General features: G+C 70.8%; 17 protein-coding genes, 2 tRNA genes and 1 pseudogene. 7 read left to right on the top strand and 13 right to left on the bottom strand.

What is annotated here, in order from left to right; genetic code table 11:
- Positions 1-71 precede the first annotated feature (71 nt).
- From ASG91_RS09995 to ASG91_RS09985, 3 genes and pseudogenes are all read right to left on the bottom strand, one after another.
- A pseudogene (locus ASG91_RS09995) lies at positions 72-736 on the bottom strand (Type 1 glutamine amidotransferase-like domain-containing protein).
- A gap of 18 nt (positions 737-754) precedes the next feature.
- Positions 755-1,753 (bottom strand): NAD(P)H-dependent glycerol-3-phosphate dehydrogenase, encoded by a 999-nt coding sequence (locus tag ASG91_RS09990; RefSeq protein ID WP_056922495.1) that lies wholly within the window; start codon positions 1,751-1,753, stop codon positions 755-757.
- Positions 1,750-2,511, bottom strand: a complete 762-nt coding sequence (locus ASG91_RS09985) for a 1-acyl-sn-glycerol-3-phosphate acyltransferase (protein ID WP_056922494.1) — start codon at positions 2,509-2,511, stop codon at positions 1,750-1,752. Before ASG91_RS09985 ends, ASG91_RS09990 begins: the two co-directional genes overlap by 4 nt.
- A gap of 96 nt (positions 2,512-2,607) precedes the next feature.
- On the opposite strand from ASG91_RS09985, the gene cofC reads away from it, so the two are divergent.
- Complete coding sequence (gene cofC, locus ASG91_RS09980) at positions 2,608-3,465, top strand: 2-phospho-L-lactate guanylyltransferase (protein ID WP_082594095.1); 858 nt, start codon at positions 2,608-2,610, stop codon at positions 3,463-3,465.
- 50 nt (positions 3,466-3,515) lie between these two features.
- Here cofC and murA read toward each other — a convergent pair whose 3' ends face one another.
- The 4 genes from murA to leuC all read right to left on the bottom strand — a co-directional run bounded on the left by murA (position 3,516) and on the right by leuC (position 8,030).
- The gene (gene murA, locus ASG91_RS09975; RefSeq protein WP_056922492.1) at positions 3,516-4,832 is read right to left on the bottom strand and encodes a UDP-N-acetylglucosamine 1-carboxyvinyltransferase; all 1,317 of its coding nucleotides are present in this window, start codon (positions 4,830-4,832) and stop codon (positions 3,516-3,518) included.
- An 88-nt stretch (positions 4,833-4,920) separates the two neighbouring features.
- Positions 4,921-5,625 (bottom strand): HU family DNA-binding protein, encoded by a 705-nt coding sequence (locus tag ASG91_RS09970; RefSeq protein ID WP_056922491.1) that lies wholly within the window; start codon positions 5,623-5,625, stop codon positions 4,921-4,923.
- 393 nt (positions 5,626-6,018) lie between these two features.
- On the bottom strand, positions 6,019-6,612 hold the full coding sequence (gene leuD / locus ASG91_RS09965; RefSeq protein ID WP_056922490.1) for a 3-isopropylmalate dehydratase small subunit: 594 nt from the start codon (positions 6,610-6,612) through the stop codon (positions 6,019-6,021).
- Positions 6,612-8,030, bottom strand: a complete 1,419-nt coding sequence (gene leuC, locus ASG91_RS09960) for a 3-isopropylmalate dehydratase large subunit (protein ID WP_200961275.1) — start codon at positions 8,028-8,030, stop codon at positions 6,612-6,614. The genes leuD and leuC overlap by 1 nt, the downstream gene beginning before the upstream one ends.
- Positions 8,031-8,182: 152 nt before the next feature.
- On the opposite strand from leuC, the gene ASG91_RS09955 reads away from it, so the two are divergent.
- Both ASG91_RS09955 and ASG91_RS09950 read left to right on the top strand, forming a co-directional pair.
- The gene (locus ASG91_RS09955; RefSeq protein WP_056922488.1) at positions 8,183-8,926 is read left to right on the top strand and encodes an IclR family transcriptional regulator; all 744 of its coding nucleotides are present in this window, start codon (positions 8,183-8,185) and stop codon (positions 8,924-8,926) included.
- Between the two features lie 102 nt (positions 8,927-9,028).
- Entirely contained in the window at positions 9,029-9,625 is a 597-nt protein-coding gene (locus ASG91_RS09950; RefSeq protein WP_056922487.1) for a MerR family transcriptional regulator, read from the top strand.
- Positions 9,626-9,688: 63 nt separating this feature from the next.
- On the opposite strand, the gene ASG91_RS09945 is transcribed toward ASG91_RS09950, so the two are convergent.
- The 3 genes from ASG91_RS09945 to gltX form a co-directional block, all read right to left on the bottom strand.
- Positions 9,689-9,764: transfer RNA gene (locus ASG91_RS09945), tRNA-Glu, on the bottom strand.
- A 108-nt stretch (positions 9,765-9,872) separates the two neighbouring features.
- Positions 9,873-9,944: transfer RNA gene (locus ASG91_RS09940), tRNA-Gln, on the bottom strand.
- 154 nt (positions 9,945-10,098) lie between these two features.
- Positions 10,099-11,622, bottom strand: coding sequence for a glutamate--tRNA ligase (gene gltX, locus ASG91_RS09935; RefSeq protein WP_082594069.1), 1,524 nt, complete (start codon positions 11,620-11,622; stop codon positions 10,099-10,101).
- Positions 11,623-12,073: 451 nt separating this feature from the next.
- Here gltX and ASG91_RS09930 point away from each other — a divergent pair, with 451 nt between their 5' ends.
- Both ASG91_RS09930 and ASG91_RS09925 read left to right on the top strand, forming a co-directional pair.
- Positions 12,074-12,622 carry a hypothetical protein gene (locus ASG91_RS09930; RefSeq protein WP_056922486.1) on the top strand — a complete coding sequence of 183 codons (549 nt, stop codon included), beginning with the start codon at positions 12,074-12,076 and terminating at the stop codon, positions 12,620-12,622.
- A gap of 147 nt (positions 12,623-12,769) precedes the next feature.
- On the top strand, positions 12,770-15,697 hold the full coding sequence (locus ASG91_RS09925) for a BTAD domain-containing putative transcriptional regulator (RefSeq protein WP_056922485.1): 2,928 nt from the start codon (positions 12,770-12,772) through the stop codon (positions 15,695-15,697).
- A 78-nt stretch (positions 15,698-15,775) separates the two neighbouring features.
- Here the strand turns inward: ASG91_RS09925 and ASG91_RS09920 are convergent, their stop codons facing one another.
- Together ASG91_RS09920 and ASG91_RS09915 are read right to left on the bottom strand one after the other, a co-directional pair.
- Positions 15,776-16,552, bottom strand: coding sequence for a fumarylacetoacetate hydrolase family protein (locus ASG91_RS09920; protein ID WP_056922484.1), 777 nt, complete (start codon positions 16,550-16,552; stop codon positions 15,776-15,778).
- Between the two features lie 76 nt (positions 16,553-16,628).
- Positions 16,629-17,582, bottom strand: a complete 954-nt coding sequence (locus ASG91_RS09915; protein WP_056922483.1) for a GlxA family transcriptional regulator — start codon at positions 17,580-17,582, stop codon at positions 16,629-16,631.
- An 82-nt stretch (positions 17,583-17,664) separates the two neighbouring features.
- Between ASG91_RS09915 and ASG91_RS20650 the strand changes: the two genes are divergently transcribed.
- Positions 17,665-17,841: a hypothetical protein gene (locus ASG91_RS20650; RefSeq protein WP_157606280.1), complete on the top strand. Its 177-nt coding sequence runs from the start codon at positions 17,665-17,667 to the stop codon at positions 17,839-17,841.
- Between the two features lie 45 nt (positions 17,842-17,886).
- Positions 17,887-18,819: a hypothetical protein gene (locus tag ASG91_RS09910; protein WP_056922482.1), complete on the top strand. Its 933-nt coding sequence runs from the start codon at positions 17,887-17,889 to the stop codon at positions 18,817-18,819.
- On the opposite strand, the gene ASG91_RS09905 is transcribed toward ASG91_RS09910, so the two are convergent.
- A complete protein-coding gene (locus ASG91_RS09905) occupies positions 18,756-19,448 on the bottom strand; it encodes a PadR family transcriptional regulator (RefSeq protein WP_235544220.1) in 693 nt (230 codons plus the stop codon). The two genes, ASG91_RS09910 and ASG91_RS09905, sit on opposite strands and share 64 nt — an antisense overlap.
- Between the last annotated feature and the right edge of the window lie 241 nt (positions 19,449-19,689).

Raw genomic sequence — 19,689 nt, 5'->3', positions numbered from 1 at the left:
TGCGACAGGAATTGGTTGCTCTCCCCAACGTTGACTTTCGGGGCGCGGAGACCCTACGCAACGGGGCGTCATCATCCCTGGGTGAGCAGCTTCCAGTCGCCCTCGCTGACGACCTCGACGGTGCCGTCGACCACCGTGATGGCCGTCTGGTCGTCGATGACGTAGGAGGGACCCGGGATGCCCTCTGCCCACGCCTCTGCCTTGGGCAGGGTGTTGGTGGGAAAGACGTCCAGGTGCGGGAAGATCGAGAAGTCGACGACCCCTAGCGTCCGGTCGTCCGGGGCGGACGGCCACTCCACGAAGTAGTCGCCGATCCTGGGGGTCATGACCATGCTGCCGGCGCTCACTCCCACCCAGACCAGGTCGGGCAGTGACGGCACGAGGTCCGCCAGTCCGGACTGCCGCATCCAGTGACACAGGTAGGTGGCATCGCCGCCGTCCACCAGCAGGACGTCGGCGTCTCTGACCCACGGGACCAGCGCTCCTCGCCGATGCTGGGCAGGGCGGTGAGCTCGAGCACACCCAGTGACCTCCACCCCAGCGTGGACATGCCGCCCCACGGAGGCAGCCCGCTGACGAAGCCACGGACCGAGGTCGGCCCACACATCGGGTGCCCCCACTGGGCGGTGGGGATGCAGAGCGCGTTGGACTCCGAGATCGGCTTGCCCAACAGGTCGACCAGGGCGGCACGGATGCTGTCGTTGGTGACGCCCCCGGACGTGAGAAGCAGCTTCACAACAGACCCCTGACTGCTCTACTTCGCCTCGTTCTTGAGTGCCCGTCCCATCAGCGCGCCGACGACGTCCTCGGCCCGCCGACCGTCGTGCACGACCGCCGCCACCTGCTCGATGATCGGCACGTCGACGCCGTGGTCGTGGGCGAGCTGCAGGATCGACTCGCACGACTTCACGCCTTCAGCCGTCTGCTTCGTGACCGCCACCACCTCCTCGACCCCCATCCCGCGACCGAGGTTGAGCCCGAAGGTGCGGTTGCGCGAGAGCGGCGACATGCAGGTGGCGATGAGGTCGCCGACCCCGGCCAGTCCCGAGAACGTCACCGGGTCGGCTCCGAGCGCCATGCCCAGGCGCGACGTCTCGGCGAGACCGCGGGTGATGATCGAGGCCTTGGAGTTGTCGCCCATACCCAGCCCTTCGGCCATGCCCACCGCCAGCGCGATGACGTTCTTCACGGCGCCGCTGAGCTCGGCGCCGACGACGTCGGTCGTGGTGTAGGGCCGGAAGTAGGGCGGGTTCGAGGCCTCAGCGACCATGCCCGCGACCGCCTCGTCGATGCACGCGACCACGCTCGCGGCCGGCTGCTTGAGGGCGATCTCCTTGGCCAGGTTGGGGCCCGACACGACGACGATCCGCCGGGGCTCGACTCCGCCCGCCTCGGCGATCACCTCGCTCATCCGCTTCGTGGTGCCGAGCTCGACGCCCTTCATCAGCGACACGATCGCGGCGTTGCGGGGCAGCACCCCACCCCAGTCGGCGAGGTTGGCCCGCAGGGTCTGGGAGGGCACGGCGAGGACGATGATGTCGGCGCCCTCGGCTGCCTCGGCGGGGTCGGTCGTGGCCGAGATGCCCGTAGGCAGTGGGATGCCGGGCAGGTAGTCCTCGTTGCTCCCCGCGTTGATCTGGTCGACCACCGCCTGTCGGCGCCCCCACATGCGCACGGTCGTGCCGCTGTCAGCCAGCACCGCGGCATACGCCGTGCCCCAGCTGCCCGTCCCGAACACCGCAGCTGTCGTCATGCGCCATCTCCTTGCGTGCGGTGGAAGTTCCCGGTCTCGGGCAGTCCGTGCTTGCGTGAGTCGAAGCGCTCGGCCGGGGCCTTGGCGCCGCGGATGGTCTCGAGCTCGGCCGTGATCGCCGCCATGATGCGGTCGGTCGCCTGACGCAGCAGGGCACCCGTCACGGGCTTGTCGTAGAGGTCGCTGAGGTCGACGGCCGGACCGGCGCTGACCCGCATCGTCTTGCGTGGGAACAGCCGCAGCCGCTTCCCGTAGGGTGCGAGCAGCTCCTGCGGCCCCCACTGGGCGACCGGGATCACGGGGCAGCGAGTCGCCAACGCGATCCGCGCGGCTCCGGTCTTGCCGACCATGGGCCAGATGTCGGGGTCGCGGGTGAGCGTGCCCTCGGGATAGACCGCGACGCACTTGCCGCTCTCCACCGCGGCGACGGCGGCCCTGAAGGCGTCCGCGGCCTGGCCGGTGTTGCGGTAGACCGGGATCTGCTCGGCGCCACGGAGGATGGCGCCGACGACGGGGACGCGGAAGACGCCTTCCTTGCCGAGGAAGAAGGGCGGGTGGTCGTGGTCGACGAGGAAGTGGGCGAAAGCCAGCGGGTCGACGTAGGACAGGTGGTTGGGCGCCACGACGAACCCACCGGTGGCTGGCAGGTTCTCGGCGCCGCGCCAGTCGCGCTTGGTGACCACCATGAGCACGGGACGCAAGATCGCCACCACGAACCGGTAGGCGAAGGGCAGAGCTCGTGCACCGCGGGCGGTCACGTGTCCTCCATATCGACGGGAGCGTGTGAGTGAGCATCCTCGCGGCTCCCGGGGTCGGTGTCGAGCAAGCGCGCCAGCACTGCGACGATCGTCTCGATGACCTCTCCCGTCGACTGGCACCTCGTCGTCCCCGTCAAGGGCGGGGCGACCGCGAAGTCGCGCCTGCACCCTCCGGCCGGGGTCGGACGCGAGGACCTCGCCCTCGCCCTCGCGACCGACTGCCTCACCGCCTGCTGCGCCGGTATGCCGTCCGGCCGGGTCCTCGTCGTGACCTCCGACGAGCGGGTGCGCGGGGTCGCGCGTGCTCTGGGTGCACTGGTCGTGGCGGACCCCGGCGCAGGTCTCGACGCCGCCGTCCGTGCGGGCCGCGACGCCGCCCTGGCGCGGTCCGCGCATGCACCGGTGGCGGTGTTGCTCGGCGACCTGCCGTCCCTGCGCCCCACCGACCTGGTGGCGGCGCTGGCCGCAGCGTCCCAGCACCCCCGCGCGGTGGTCCCGGACGCCTCGGGCACCGGCACGGTCCTGTTGACCGCCCTCGACGGGGCCGACCTCGTCTCGTCCTTCGGCCACGGCTCGGCCGCCAGGCACGAGGCGGCGGGGCACGACCGGCTCCCACTCGACCTCCCCCGGCTGCGGACCGATGTCGACGACGACCGGGCCCTGCGCGCCGCCCTCGCGCTCGGGGTCGGCGCCGCCACGGCGGGCGTGTTGGGCGCCACGCCGGATACGCTGCTGCCCATGCAGGCGAGCGTGCACACCTTCGACGAGTCGACCGGCGGCGGCTCCGCGCTGCTCGACGACGGGCGCGAGGTCAGCTTCAGCTCCGCGGTGTTCGCGGCCAGTGCGCTGCGCCACCTGCGGGTCGGCCAGCGCCTCAGCATCGACCTGGGTGAGGGCACGACGGTCGACCGCCTGTGGATCGTCGGGATCGGCGACGACCAGACCATCGGCTGACTCTCGGCCAGGCGGCCGGGCGGACGGGCGGACGACGTCGTGAGGCGGGCTCAGCCGACCTCGTAGTCGGCTCCCAGGCCGTCGAGCTTGTCGGAGAACCGCTCGTAGCCCCGGTAGATCAGCTCGATGCCGTGCACCTTGGACTGTCCCTCGGCGGCCAGTGCGGCGATGAGGTAGCTGAAGCCACCGCGCAGGTCGGGGACGGTGATCTCGGCACCCTTGAGCGGCGTCGGACCCGAGATGACCGCGCTGTGGCGGAAGTTGGCCCGGCCGAACCGGCACGGTGAACCACCCAGGCACTCCTTGTAGAGCTGGACGACCGCGCCCATCTCCCCCAGTGCCTCCGTGAACCCCAGTCGGTTCTCGTAGACCGTCTCGTGGACGATCGACAGACCACTGGTCTGGGTCAGGGCCACGACCAGGGGTTGCTGCCAGTCGGTCATGAAACCGGGGTGGACGTCGGTCTCGAGCACGAGCGAGTTGAGGGTGCCACCGGCGTGCCAGAAGCGGATGCCCTCGTCGTCGATGTCGAAGTCGCCACCGATCTTCCGGAAGACGTTGAGGAACGGCATCATCGCCTGCTGCTGGGCGCCCCGGACGTAGATGTCGCCCCTGGTCGCCAGCGCCGCGCACGCCCATGAGCCGGCCTCGATGCGGTCCGGGATGGACAGGTGGTCGTAGCCCCCGAGACTGTCGACACCGTCGATCTTGATGACCCGGTCGGTCTCCACACTGATGATCGCGCCCATCTTCTGCAGCACGGCGATGAGGTCGAGGATCTCCGGCTCGACCGCGGCGTTGCGCAGCTCGGTGACCCCCTGCGCGCGCACCGCCGTCAGCAGCACCTGCTCGGTCGTGCCGACGGACGGGTACGGCAGCTTGATGCGCGTGCCCTTCAGCCCGTTGGGCGCAGTGAGGCGCAGTCCCTCGGGACGCTTCTGCACGTCGGCACCGAACTGGCGCAGGACGTCGAGGTGGTAGTTGATCGGGCGCTCACCGATGCGGCACCCGCCGAGGTCGGGGATGAACGCCTCACCGAGGCGGTGCAGCAGCGGGCCGCACAGCAGCACGGGCACGCGGGAGGAGCCGGCGTGGGCGTCGATGTCGGCCACGTGCGCCTGCTCGACGTTGGTCGGGTCGAGCAGCAGCTCGCCGTCACGGTCGGTGGAGTCGATCTTGACGCCGTGGAGCTCGAGCAGTCCCGACACGATCTTGACGTCGGAGATCTCCGGGACCCCCCGGAGCCGGCATGGCCCCTCCGCGAGCAACGCGGCGACCATCGCCTTGGAGACCAGGTTCTTGGCACCCCTGACCTCGAGGTCTCCGACCAGCGGTACGCCGCCATTCACGGTGAGGATGTCTGCCATGGCCCAAGCATCCCACCCCGCCCTCCCGCCATGTGACGGAGGCCGACACCCATCTGGGTGCCGGCCTCCGTGATGGGGCTGGTGTGGCTCAGGCCTTCTTGGCCGCGCGCTTCGTCGCGGCCTTCTTGGCCGGTGCCGCCTTCTTCGCAGGCGCGGCCTTCTTGGCCGGTGCCGCCTTCTTCGCGGGAGCCGCCTTCTTGGCCGGAGCCGCCTTCTTGGCCGGAGCCGCCTTCTTCACGACCGCCTTCTTCGCAGGCGCCGCCTTCTTGGCCGGTGCCGCCTTCTTCGCGGGAGCCGCCTTCTTGGCCGGAGCCGCCTTCTTCACGACCGCCTTCTTCGCAGGCGCCGCCTTCTTGGCCGGTGCCACCTTCTTCGCGGGAGCCGCCTTCTTGGCCGGAGCCGCCTTCTTCACGACCGCCTTCTTCGCGGGCGCCGCCTTCTTGGCGCCGGCCGCGGCGGCCTTGGTGGCCGTCCCTGCAGCGGCACGGGCACCGGCGACAGCTGCCTTGGGCAGCGAGCGCGGGTTCTTGACGACATCCTTGAAGGCCGAGCCGGCGCGGAACTTCGGCACCACGGTCTTCTTGATCTTCACGCTGGCACCGGTGCGCGGGTTGCGGCCGGTGCGCGCGGCCCGGGCGGCCTGCTCGAACGTTCCGAAGCCGGTGATGGCGACGCTGCCGCCCTTGGCCACCTCGCGGATGATCACGTCCACGACGGCCGTCAGTGCGTCGCTGGCTGCCTTCCGGCTGCCGAGGCGGCTCTCCAGCTCCTTGATCAGTTCTGCCTTGTTCACGTCTTCCCCTTCATAGGGTTGGTGACGCCGGACCCCTTAGTCCGACGAGGGTGAGCGGCCGAGCCAGTGCCCGACTTGGGTCCGACGTTAGGGCGGTTGCGCTCGTGAGTCCACCATCTCGGCGCCCGATCTGTTGTGTCGCAACGGATTGCGGCGCGCTTCGAGGGCGCCGGCGCGGCCGCAGCAGGTCGTGGACCTTGCGCTGGCCATTCCGGGTCCGGATGAGCCCGAGCGCCGGAAAGCGTTGCAGGTCAATGGTTTTCGCAGACGCATGACGATGCCGCAACGGTGCGGGACGCCAGAAGACCCCCGACGCGGCGCATCGGGGGTCGCTCCGGCAGGCGCCGGAAGGCGACTTTCGGGGAATTTGTGCTCGTCGGCGCGCCGCGCGCGTCAGGCCACCGTCGTGGAGGGCTTGTATGCCGGTCGGCGAGTCTCGAACTCGGTCACGTCCTGCTCGTGGCGCAGGGTCAGGCTGATGTCGTCCAGGCCCTCGAGAAGCCGCCAGCGCGTGTAGTCGTCGACCTCGAACGGCGCGACGATGTCACCGGCGGTGACGGTGCGCGACACGAGGTCGACCGTCACGGAGGCACCCGGCTCGTTCTCGAGGTACTTCCAGATCAGCTCGATGTCGTCCTGGGACAGCTGCGCCGTGAGCAGCCCCTGCTTGCCGCTGTTGCCGCGGAAGATGTCCGCGAACCGCGACGACAGGACGACGCGGAAGCCGTAGTTCAGCAACGCCCAGACGGCGTGCTCGCGTGAGGAGCCCGTCCCGAAGTCGGAACCCGCGACGAGCACCGACCCGGCGGCATACGAGGGGTTGTTGAGGATGAACGTCTCGTCCTTGCGCCACGCCGCGAACAGGCCGTCCTCGAAGCCGGTGCGGGTCACCCGCTTGAGGTAGACGGCCGGGATGATCTGGTCGGTGTCGACGTTGCTGCGGCGCAGCGGCACACCGATGCCCGTGTGGGTGGTGAAGGCATCCATCACTTGCTCCCCTCGGAGGTGGCGTCGACGAGGTCGGCCGGGCTGGACAGCGTGCCGCGCAAGGCGGTGGCGGCGGCGACGAGCGGGCTCACGAGGTGGGTGCGACCGCCCTTGCCCTGCCGGCCCTCGAAGTTGCGGTTGGACGTGGAGGCGCTGCGCTCACCGGGGGCGAGCTGGTCGGGGTTCATGCCCAGGCACATCGAGCAACCGGGGAGGCGCCACTCGGCACCCGCCTCGGTGAACACCTGGTCGAGGCCCTCTTCCTCGGCCTGCAGCCGCACCCGCGCGGATCCGGGCACGACGAGCATGCGGACGCCGTCGGCGACCTTGCGCCCCTTGACGATGTCGGCGGCGGCGCGCAGGTCCTCGATCCGGCCGTTGGTGCATGAGCCGACGAAGACCGTGTCGACCCGGATCTCGCGCAGCGGCGTGCCCGCGGTCAGACCCATGTAGTCGAGGGCGTGCTGGGCGGCCGCCTTCTCGTTGTCGTCGCCCATCGTCTCGGGGTCGGGCACCGACTCGCTGAGCGGGAGACCCTGGCCGGGGTTGGTGCCCCACGTGACGAACGGCGTGAGCGTGTTGGCGTCGAGGTCGACCTCTGCGTCGAAGACCGCGTCGTCGTCGCTGCGCAGCGTGCTCCAGTCGGCGACCGCGGCATCCCAGTCGGCGCCCGTCGGCGCGTGCTCGCGACCCTGGAGGTAGTCGAACGTGGTCTGGTCGGGGGCGATCATGCCCGCGCGGGCGCCGGCCTCGATCGACATGTTGCACACCGTCATGCGGGCTTCCATGGACAGCGCCCGGATCGCGCTCCCCCGGTACTCCAGGACGTAACCCTGGCCACCGCCGGTGCCGATCTTCGCGATCACCGCCAGGGTGATGTCCTTGGCCGTGACCCCGGGCTGGAGCTCACCTTCGACGTTGACCGCCATGGTGCGGAACGGCTTGAGCGGCAGGGTCTGCGTCGCCAGCACGTGCTCGACCTCGGACGTGCCGATCCCGAACGCCAGCGCGCCGAACGCTCCGTGCGTGGACGTGTGCGAGTCGCCGCAGACGATCGTCATGCCCGGCTGGGTGAGGCCGCGCTGGGGACCGACGACGTGGACGATGCCCTGCTCGGCGTGGCCCATGGGAAAGAGCCGGACCCCGAACTCCTCGCAGTTGCGGCGCAGCGTGTCGACCTGGGTCTTGCTCACGAGGTCGGTGATCGGGCCGGGCGTGGTCGGGACGTTGTGGTCCTCGGTCGCGAGGGTGAGGTCGGGACGGCGGACCTGGCGGCCCGCGAGCCGGAGCCCGTCGAAGGCCTGGGGTGAGGTGACTTCGTGGATCAGGTGGAGGTCGATGTAGAGCAGGTCCGGCTCGCCCTCGGCGCGCCGAACCACATGCGCTTCCCAGACCTTCTCGGCCAGCGTTCCTGACACGTCTTCCACCCTCTTGTCCTGGTTGCGGCCCATCGCGGGCACGGCTTGGCCGTGCCCCGTCGTGAGCACGGCGCTGTGCTGCAATCCGAGGTTCGCACGCGGGACACGCCCACGGATTTGCGTCTCAGCGAATGAGACGTCAATATCAAGCCATGGACACAACCAGTGGAGTCGGCGTTCTCGACAAGGCAGCCATCGTCCTCGGCGCCCTCGAGGCCGGTCCGTCGACCCTCGCCCAGCTGGTCACCGCGACCGGGCTGGCCCGCCCCACGGCTCACCGGCTGGCCGTGGCCCTCGAACACCACCGCTTGGTCACGCGCGATCTCCAGGGCCGTTTCGTGCTCGGTCCACGCCTGGCCGAGCTCGCCGCCGCCGCCGGCGAGGACCGGCTCCTGGCCGCTGCCGGCCCGGTGCTCGGCGCGCTGCGCGACCACACCAACGAGAGCGCGCAGCTCTTCCGGCGCCAGGGCGACCACCGCATCTGCGTGTCCGCGGCCGAGCGCCCCGTGGGACTGCGTGACTCGATCCCGATCGGCGCGACGCTGTCGATGCTGGCCGGCTCGGCGGCCCAGGTGCTGCTCGCCTGGGAGGAGCCCGACCGGCTCCACCGCGGGCTGCACGGCGCCAAGTTCACCGCGACCACTCTCTCCGGCGTGCGCCGCCGCGGGTGGGCGCAGAGCGTGGGCGAGCGGGAAGCCGGCGTCGCCTCCGTGTCGGCACCCGTGCGTGGCCCGTCCGGTCGCGTCGTCGCCGCGGTGTCCATCTCGGGCCCGATCGAGCGGCTCTCCCGCCAGCCCGGCCGGCTGCACGCCGCCACCGTCATCGCCGGCGCCAACAAGCTCACCGAGGTGCTCGCGCGCCACCACGCGCAGCAACAGCAGCAGAACCACGCCTGAGGCGAGCGCTCCACGCGTTCCCACGACGACGAGGTATGCCGCGTGGCCCAGCCGGCCACGCGGCATACCTCGCCCTGCTGGCCGTGGGTAGTGTGACTATCCATGAAGATGTCGGAGCTGTCGGAGCGCAGCGGCACGACGGTGGCGACCCTCAAGTACTACCTGCGTGAGGGGCTCGTCCCCGCCGGGGAGAGCCTCGGCGCCACCCGGGCCGACTACTCCGAGATGCACCTCCAGCGGGTGCGGCTGGTCCGCGCGCTGATCGACGCGGGCGTCTCCGTCGCCCAGAGCAAGCGGGTGGTCGAGACCCTCGACTCTCCCCCGACCTCCCGGCACGACCTCCTCGGCAAGGCGCAGTACGCGCTGCCCGCCAGCCACCCCGACGTCGCCGTCAGCGCCGAGGTGACCGACCTGGTGGCCGGGCTCGGCTGGCAGGTGTCACCCGACTCGCCAGCCCTGCGCTCGCTGACCGGCGCGATCGCGGCGGCGAGGTCCGCCGGCGTGCCGCTCGAGCCGGAGTCGCTGACCGGCTACGCGCGGGCCACCGAGGGCATCGCCGCGGTCGACGTGGCCGCGGTGCCGCGCGACGACCTCGCCGCCGCCCTGCACCGGGTGGTGGCCGGCACTGTCCTGGTCGACCCGGTCCTGGCGGCACTGCGCAGACTCGCCCAGGAGCACGTCAGCAGCGGAGCCACCTAGGCTGGCTCACCCGTCCGGACCCGGACATGGGAGAAGCCCCCGTCCGTGGACGGAGGCTTCTACTGGTAGCCCCGACGGGATTCGAACCCGCGCTACCGCCTTGAGAGGGCGGCGTGCTAGGCCGCTACACAACGGGGCCCTAGCTGGTTGCCCGTGCACTCTGCAGTGCGCGGGCAGCGGAGAGAACCATACCGGCAGGAAGTGGATTTCTCCGAATCGGCGTGTGCCACAAGGGCTTGCGCCTGAGCTGGGGTACCAGGACTCGAACCTAGAATGACGGTACCAGAAACCGTAGTGTTGCCAATTACACCATACCCCAAGGGGGTATCACTTCCAGCGCGCCCGAAGGCCTTCATGGGAGTGAACCGAGACGCGATACTACCGGCCCCTCGGTCGCGTTCCCAAATCGGCTGTGAGTGGCGCCTGACACGTGTGGCCGGCAGGCGCCGACGACCTGCTCGACGCCCCCGACCTCAGGCGAGGTCGTCGTGCAGCCGGTGCAGGCGCGCCAGGGTCGAGGTCTTGCCGAGGATCTCCATCGACTCGAACAGCGGCGGGCTGATCCGCTGGCCGGAGACGGCGGTGCGCAGCGGCCCGAACGCGAACTTGGGCTTGATGCCCATCTCCTCGACGATCGCCGTGCGCAGGACAGCCTCGATCGCGGAGGCGCTCCAGCCGCTCTCGGACCCGAGCACCCCCGAGCGGGTGTCGTCGACGTCCTCGAGCGCCTTGGTCGCCGCGGCCAGGACCGCACCGGAGTCGTCCTTGAGCTGGGCCCGCGCGTCCTCGGCGATCTCGATCTCGTCGTCGCCGAGGAAGAACGGGCGCACCAGGGCGCTCGCCTCGGTGAGCAGGACCATGCGGGTCTGGATCAGCTCGGTGACCTTCTTCAGCCGGGCCAGCTGGCCCAGGCTCGGGTTGTCACCCAGCACCCCGTCGGCCTGCAGGAAGGGCAGCAACCGCGAGGCCAGCTCACCCACCTCGAGCCCACGGATGTAGACCCCGTTGAGCCAGTCGAGCTTCTTCAGGTCGAAGATCGGGCCGACCGGGTTGACCTTCTTCCAGTCGAAGTCCTCGCTGAACTCCTCGAAGGTGAAGACCTCGACGTCCTCGCCGGCGGCACCCTCCTTCGGCGGATAGGCAAGCAGCGCAAGGAAGTTCACCAGCGCCTCGGGCAGGTAGCCCTGCTCCTTGAACCAGGTCAGGCGGGCCGCGGGGTTCTTGCGCTTGGAGATCTTCGACTTGTCGGTGTTGCGCAGCAGCGGCATGTGCGCGAACTTCGGCGGCTCGAGCCCGAGGTCCTTGTAGAGCTGGATGTGCTTGGGGGTGCTGGAGATCCACTCCTCACCACGCACGACGTGGGTGATCCCCATCTCGTGGTCGTCGACGACGACAGCGAGGTGGTAGGTCGGGAAGCCGTCGCCCTTGAGGATCACCTGGTCGTCGGGACGCGGTGCTGACACGCGACCACGGATGAGGTCGTCGAAGGTCAGCTCGACGTCGTCGGGGATCAGCATCCGCACCACGGGGGTCTCGTTGAAGCCCGGCAGCTCGGCCCGCTCCTCGCGCGTCTTGCCGTGGCAGAGCCGGTCGTAGCCGGTGGGCTGCTTGAGCTTCTGCTGCATGTCACGCATCTGGGCGAGACGCTCGGTCGAGCACCAGCAGTGGTACGCGCGACCATCGGCCAGCAGCCGCTCGACGTACGGGCGGTAGGTGTCGAGCCGCTCGGACTGGCGGTAGGGCGCGAAGGGCCCACCCACGTCCGGCCCCTCGTCCCACTGCAGCCCCAACCAGTGCAGCGTCTCGAAGACCTGCTGCTCGCTGTCCTCCCTGAACCGCGCCCGGTCGGTGTCCTCGATGCGCAGCACGAACGACCCGCCCTGCTGGCGCGCGAAGGCCAGGTTGAACAGCGACATGTAGGCGGTGCCGACGTGCGGGTCGCCAGTGGGCGACGGCGCGACACGGAGGCGGGGTGCGGAGCTGGGCGTCTCAGTCATGGTGCCCCGATTCTAGGGACCACCCGAGAAGGTCCCGTCCGCCAGTCCCCCGCGACTTCTGGCCACCAGGACCTCACCAGACCCCCGATCCGGGCCACCCGTGCCCCACCAGTGGCAACAAGTCGGCACCCCCCGCGACTTCTGGCCACCAGGACCTCACCAGACCCCCGATCCAGGCGTCGCGTGCCACACCAGTGGCAACAAGTCGAGACGCCCCGCGACTTGTTGCCACCAGGACCTCACCAACCCACCCATCCGGGCCACCCGTGCCACACCAGTGGCAACAAGTCGCGGCCGAGGGCGGAGGTGGGTATGCCGCGCGGCCGGCCACGCGGCATACCTCGCTTCAGGGCGGCCGGGTCCGGCCTGAAGTGATCCTGAAGCGGGTCTTGGGACGGTTCTCCTGTCAGCAAGAAACCACCCGGACCGACTCCCCGAGGAGGAGAGAACGATGAACACCACGACCACCACCCAGACCACCCCGACTGCCCAGCCCACCTCCGCCGCGACCCCGGCTCCGGCATCCGCTCGTCGGGCTCCGCGTCGCCTCCGCCGGCGTCTCGCCGCCCTCGTCCTCGTCCTCGCCAGCGTCGCTGGCTTCGGCACCGTCACGGCAACTTCGGCATCTGCCTCGACCCCCAGCATCACCCTCTCGGCGAACTGCAACTACCGCTCGATCTCGGCCGAGGCGCCGGACCTGCACTGGTGGGGAGCCGGTTGGGCCGTCTCCTACCGGTTCAAGGTCTGGGAGTACAACACGTCGGGTTGGGTGCTCCGTCAGGTCTACCCCTCGTCCGGCTACCTCTCGACTCGCAGCGGTCTGGGCATGGGCAACGACGTCTTCACCTTCTCGGCCCGCTCCGGCTACGCGTACAACGTGAGCATCGAGATGTACTGGTACTACAACGGCATCTACCAGGGCTACCAGTACCAGTCCGAGATCCACTCGGTCTCAGGGATCTACGTCTCCCCGTCCGCGACCTGGTGCCGCGTGCAGTAGTCCACACGGACCACGGACCAGCGCAGAGCCGCCGACAGGCCCACCTGTCGGCGGCTCTGCGTTGTTTGGCGGTGTCCGGCCACCATGCCTCCTGCCTACGATGAGGCGCTCCGGCGCGGGCCGGGTGGCTGAGCAGCCGGAGGGTCGGTGGAGGTCAAGCTCCTGGGCAGCATGCAGGTCGTCGCGGACGACGGCTCCCCCGTCGACTGTGGAGGGCCCAAGCAGCGGGCCGTCCTCGCCCAGCTGGCCCTCGACCCCAACCACACCGTGTCCGTCGACCGTCTCGCGGAAGGCGTGTGGGGCGAACGTGTCCCGCCCCACTACCGCCAGAACCTCCAGGTCTACGTCTCGACCCTGCGCAGGGCCCTCGAACCCGACCGGCCAGCCGGCTCCCCGAGCCGCATCGTCGGCCACGGCGAGGGGTACGAGCTCGTCGCGGCCGTGGAGGAGATCGACGTGTCCCGCTTCCGCGGCCTGCTCACGGAGGCTGCGGACGCCCTGACCGCCGGTCGCCCCAAGGCAGCCGCCGAGCACTGCGCCACAGCCCTCGACGAGTGGCGGGGCGACCCGCTGGCCGACCTCGTGGGAGTGCCCTTCGCTGCTGAGTGGCTCGAACCCCTGCACCGCGACCGACTGCGCGGACGAGAGCTGCGGGCGGAGGCCAACGTGGCGCTGGCCCAGCACCAGGCCGCCCTGCCCGAGCTCGAGGAGCTCGTTGAGCAGCACCCGGATCACGAGCACCTGTGGGAGCTGCTGGTGACCGCTCTCGCGCGGGCGGGTCGACAGGCCGATGCCCTCGATGCCCTGCGTCGAGCCACGCGCTACCTGTCACAGGAGCTGGGGCTCGACCCGGGCCCCGCGCTCGCTGAGCTGGCCGAGCGCGTCCTCCACCAGGATCCGGCCCTGATGGGCAGCCGACCCCCGGCGATCCGGGCTGAGCCGGTCCCCGTTCCCCTGTCCCCGTCGATCGGCCGGGAGGAGGTCATCACCGCCACGGCGGACGCCCTGGACTCCCACCGCCTGGTCGTGGTGACCGGGCCCGGCGGGGTCGGCAAGACCCGCACCGCCCAGGAAGCGCTGGCGCGGCGGGACACCGACGGGGTGCGATGGGTGTCCTTCGCCGCCGAGCCGGGAACGGCGTCGGTCACCGACAACGTCGCACGCGCGCTGGGGGTCGCGCCGGACTCCCTGGGCGACCGGCTCGACGAGGAGCCGACCCTGCTCGCGCTCGACAACCTGGAGCACGTCGTCAACGCGCCGAAGGAGATCCGGGAACTGCTGGAGGCGCACCGCACGACGAGGGTGCTGGCGACATCCCGGGGTCCGTTGGGCCTGCCCGGTGAACACGTCGTGCCGGTGCCACTGCTCGACCCCCGGACCACGGCCCGGCAGCTCTTCGTGGAGCGCGCGGGGGCGGTGGTCCCGGGGTACACGGGCGCCTCGGACGCCGACGCGGTGGTGCAGCTCTGTGAGCTCCTCGACGGGCTACCCCTGGCCATCGAGCTGGCTGCGGCGCGAGTCGCAACGCTTCCTCCCACCGAGCTCCTCGGACGTCTCCCCCGCCCCGGCGACGTAAGTTCAGCAACGCCGAGCGGACGACAGTCGTCCCTGACCAGCCTGGTCCGATGGAGCCTCGACCTGCTCCGTCCAGCCGAACGGGTCGCCCTCGAGGCGCTCTCGGTCCTCGACGGCCCGCCGGACCGGCGCACCGCCTCAGCGGTCGTCGCTGCCGCGACCGGCGAGGGGCCGACGCGCGCGGATCCCCTGCTCGCCATCGAGGCGCTGGTCCGGCACGCCCTGGTCCAGCCCCTCGAGTCGCGGTCGGGGCGACGGTTCGGCCTGCTGCACACCGTGCGCGCGGTGTGCCTGACCGACCTCGAGACGGCCGGCCCCGCCGACCCCGGTGGCGTCACGACCGCAGCAGCGCGCCGCCACGCCGCCCTCCTCGCCGTGGCCGACCTGTGGCTCGAGGAAACGGAGCGGGTGGACTTCGAGGAACACGTCCCTGAGGAGTTCGTGGCCGGGGTGCAGGACGACCTGCCCATCCTCCGGCAGGTCGTCGAAGAGCTGGTCGGCAACCGACGACCCGACCGCGCGACCGCACTGCTGGGCAGCCGCCGTCGTGCCCTGGCCCTGCTCGGACGACAGGACGTCCTGCTCGACCTCATGCGGTCCGTTCTCGCGATGCCCCGCCCGGGGCCCTGGCTCCCGAGGGCCCAGATCGTCGCGGGGAGCGCGGCCTACGTCGTCGAGGGCCCTCAGGTGGCCACTCCCCTGCTCGCGGCGGTCGACCAGCTCGACCCCTCGGACACGGTGCACCGCGTGCTGGCCCACTGCTTCCGCGCCGTCATCGCCTCGGAGTGCGGGGACGACGATGCCGCGCGGGCCGAGGGTGACCTGGCGATCTCGGTGGCGACCGAGGCGGGCCACCGCGGGATGCGGCTTCGCGCCCACAGCGCCGCGGCGTGGGCGGCCACCAACCGTGGCGATGCGGCCGAGGTGGTCCGCCTCGGTCGGATCGGCCTCGACCTCGCCGTGGACGACACGGAGGCGATGTCGACGTTGGTGGACATCGCGCGAGGCCACCTCATGGCCGACGCGCCGGGGCAGGCCGTCCCCTTCGCCCAGGAGGCGGTGCGGCGCAGCCGGCGCATCGGCACCGGATACGTCCTGTGCGACGCGCTGCAGATGCTCGGCTTCTCCCTCGTGCGCGACGGGCAGCTGGACGACGGTCGTGGCGTGCTCGCGGAGTCCATCCGGCACTTCGCCCCGAGCGACCTCGGGTGGCAGCTCGAGACGATCGCGGGCATCGCCCTCGCCACCGTGGCCGGAGGTCCTGATGTGGAGGCCGAGCGGCTGCTCCAGGACGCGACGCGCGCGGCGGTGCGTGGCGGGTTGGGCGACTCTGCCGTCCCGATGGAGCTGGAGCCACTGGCCGCGCGGCTGTCCGTCGACCCGGTCGGGGTCGCGGTCGGGCCCGCTCCGTCGATCGCCGAGCTCAGGGACCGTGCCCTGGCCTGTGGCCGGGCCCCTGCGCAGGATGGCGGGCTCGTGCGCGCCACGTCGCCCACCTGACACCCGGAGAACACTGGGGTATGCCGCGTGGCCGGCCGCCCCGCGCTGAGCGCGACGACCCCGGCGGCATACCTCGCCTCAGCGGCGCACGAAGGTGTTGCTGAGCGTGCCGATGCCCTCGATCTCGACGTCCACCCGCTGACCCGGCTCGACGAGGCCGACCCCGGCCGGGGTGCCGGTGAGGATCACGTCACCGGGGAGGAGCGTGAACGCGGCGCTGACGTAGGACACCAGGGTCTCCACGTCGAAGATCATGTCGGCGGTCCGGCCGTCCTGGCGGGTCTCGCCGTCGATCCGGCTCTGGATCCGCAGGTCGGAGACGTCGAGCTCGGTGGTGATCCAGGGTCCCAACGGCGTGGACGTGTCGAAACCCTTGGCCCTGGCCCACTGCCCGTCGCCACGCTGCCAGTCGCGCGCGGTGACGTCGTTGGCACAGGTGTAGCCGTAGACGACCTCGGACACCCGCTCCCGCGGCACGTCCTTGGCGATCCGCCCGATGACGACGGCCAGCTCACCCTCGTAGGAGATCTCCTGCGCCCCGGCCGGCATGACGATGGGGTCGCCCGGACCGACGACCGCGGTGTTGGGGACGAGGAACATCAACGGCTGCGCGGGCGGTTCGCCGCCCATCTCCTTGGCGTGGTCGGCGTAGTTGCGACCGATGCCGATCACCTTGCTGCGCGGGATGACCGGCGCCAGGAGCCGGGCGTCCTCGAGCCGCACGGTCTCGCCCGTCAGCACGACCGGCTGGTAGAGCGGGTCACCCTGGACCTGGGCGATGAACTCGCGGCCCGGCTCCCCCTCGACGATGCCGTAGGAGGGGTCCTCACCAGTGGTGTATCTCGCGATGCGCACCCGAGGAGCCTATCCGGCCACCCACCCTGCAGGTTTCTCACCCAATTGGAACGAAACCTGCACGGCCCACGGCAGATCAGCGCCGCGAGAACTCGCGACGGTAGCGCTGGGGCGAAGTGCCCACGACGGTCTGGAAGTGGGTCCGCAGCAACGCCGCCGACCCGAACCCGCTGTGCGACGCCACCGACTCCACCGGGAGGTCGGTCGACTCGAGCAGCTCGCGAGCGCGCAGCACGCGTTGCTGGACGAGCCACTTGTGCGGTGTCGTGCCCGTCTCGGCGACGAAGCGGCGGGCGAAGGTGCGCTCGGACATCATCGCGAGGCGGGCCAGGTCCGGGACGGTGTGGGGGGCGTCGAGGTTCTCGGTGATGTGGTTGAGCACCGGCTGCATGCTCTCGCAGTCGACCTCGGGCAGCGGCGCCTCGACGTACTGGCGCTGGCCACCGTCGCGCTGCGGAGGCACGACCATCCGGCGGGCGATCCGGGTGGCCACCGTCGACCCCAGCTCGCGACGCACGAGGTGGAGCACCGCGTCGATCCCCGCTGCGGTGCCGGCCCCGGTGACGATCTGGCCGTGGTCGAGGTAGAGCACGTCCATCGACACCGTGGTCTTGGGGAACCGCTTGGCGAACGACTCCGCGTAGCGCCAGTGCGTCACCGCGGTCAGCCCGTCGAGCAGCCCGGTCTCGCCGAGGATGAACGCCCCCGTGCAGATCGACAGGATCGTGGCGCCGCGGGCGTGCGCACCACGGATCACGTCGAGCAGCTCCTCCGGGTACGTGTCGCGGACGCCACCCGCGGGCATGACCACGAGGTCGGCGTCCAGTGCGTCCTGCCACTGGTGCGTCGGCGTCAGCGCGCCGCCACTCGTCGTGGGCACGGGCACTCCGGCGGTCTCGCCGCACATCATGAAGGTGAACGGCGGCACTCCGTCGTCCGTGCGGTCGAGCCCGAAGACCTCGCACGCGATGGCGGTCTCGAACATCGCGACGGGGTCGGTGATCAGCGCAGCAATCGTGGACAGGGCCATGCCGACAGTATGGCAGAAAAACCTCCCTCAGCGACAGTTCTGCCACTCGTGGCTGCATTCGGTTGGGCGCATGATTTCAGTCATGGAAATCATCGTTTTCATCGCCTTCATCACTGCGCTGGTCTTCGCCCTCGAGCGTCACCACCGCCGCACCTGGTCGCTCCCGCACGCACCGCACGGAGCCGACTCAACCATCGCCTTCAGCGACCTCGACCACGACTGGGACCGCGTCCTGCACGACGCCGCTGCCCGCTCGTGACCACCCTCCCCGCGTCACGAGGGTGACCGCCTAGCCTTGGTGCCCATGGTCGCCGGGGTGCTCGAGCAGGCGGCGTGGCAGGCCCTTGAGGCCGACCACGCCGACCGGGTCGACGCCCTCACGGCCGGCCACCGCGAGCGTCGCCAGACCGGCACGGCCCACCCGGTCGAGGACTTCCTCTTCACCTACTACCCGTTCAAGCCCTCGCAGCTGCGCCGCTGGCACCCGGGACCCGACCTGGTCCTCGACGGCGCCGCACAGCTGGACCGCGGGTCGTGGCGGTTCTACCGCGACCTGGACGGCGGCAGTGTGCTCGACACGGCGGCATACCTGGAAGCGCGTGGTGCCACGGTCGAGTTCGTGCGCCGGCTCGTGACAGCCACCCACTCGCGGCCGGCGCAGCTCGGCTGCTTCGGCCTGCACGAGTGGGCGATGGTCTACCGCCAGTCGCCTGACGAGGTGCGACACTCGGCCTGGCCACTGCGCCTCGGCCCCACCGGCACCGACGAGGTCGTCGACGGGCTGCAGATCCGGTGCACGCACTTCGACGCCTTCCGCTTCTACACTCCCCCGGCCCGGTCCCTGAACGTCCTCCAACCCACCCGCGAGGACCAGGTCGCCCTCGAGCAGCCGGGCTGCCTGCACGCCGGCATGGACCTCTACAAGTGGTGCATGAAGCTGGCGCCGGCGGTGCCGAGCAGCCTCGCGCTCGACTGCTTCGAGCTCGCCCGCGAGATCCGCGAGCTCGACATGCGCGCCTCGCCCTACGACCTCGGCGCCCTCGGCTACGTGCCCGTCGCCATCGAGACCCCCCAGGGACGGGCCGAGTATGCCGCCGCGCAGCGCGACTTCGCGACGCGCGGACAGGGCCTGCGGGAGCGACTCCTGCAGGCCCTGGACGCGGTCGACGGTGGCTACTCGACCGGGTCGGTCGGGCTCTCAGCGCCCGCCTCGTCGTCCTCTGCCAGGATGCGGTAGAGCGAGCGACGGGCGTCGGCGAGCACCTTCTGGGCCGTCTCAATCTGGGTCGGCTGGCCGGCCATGACGACCTGTTCGACGGCGACGACGAGCTGGCCGATCTCCCGGCGCATCTCGCGGAAGCCCCGCTGCGGTGTCGTCGCGTCGGCGAACGCCTGGGCGAGCTCGTCGCCGTGCGTCTCCGCGTAGGTCCGACCGTCGTCGGTCAGCGCGAAGACCTTGCGGCGCGGGTCGTCATCGGACTCGTCCGGGGCAATCAGGCCCTCTTCGTCGAGCAGTCGCAGCGCGGGGTAGACCGAGCCGGGCCCGGGCTGCCACGAGCCGTCGGAGCGCTCGGCGATGGCGGTGATGATGCCGTAGCCGTTCATCGGCTCCTCGGCGAGCAGCGCGAGGATCGCCCGGCGGACGTCACCGCGCCGGCCGCGACGCGGACCGCGTCCGCCGCCGCGAGGGCCACGGCCTTCGCCGAAGCCCGCGAACTCGCTGCGGCCACGACGGGGTCCCCCGTGGTGTCCGTGGCCGGGCTGGCCGTCCTGCCCGCGGTTGCGACCGGGCTGGTCGTCGATGGACCGGCCTCGGCCGGCGTGGCCCCCTCGGCGGGGGTGGGACATGTGGATGTTCAGGTTCATGCGGTTCACGGGTTCTCCTACGAATGTGGTGGTGCGGGGGCCGTCACTCTGGTCGGGCGGCTCTCTCTCGCACGGTCGACAGTCTGTTGTCGATATATCGAATGATGCACCTATCGATATATCGATGTCAAGTTGCCAGCACCCCCGAGCCTGCAGCCTGAGCACCCCTCGGGGCGCCCGGGTTGCAGGGAGGCTGGCCACGGACCGGACCCGTGCACGCGTCGGTCTGGCGGCCCGTAGG

The organism is Phycicoccus sp. Soil802, assembly GCF_001429605.1.
Taxonomy (GTDB): Bacteria; Actinomycetota; Actinomycetes; order Actinomycetales; family Dermatophilaceae; genus Pedococcus.
The sequence above is the reverse complement of the archived record's forward strand: the minus strand, read 5'-3'. Positions and strand labels throughout refer to the sequence as shown.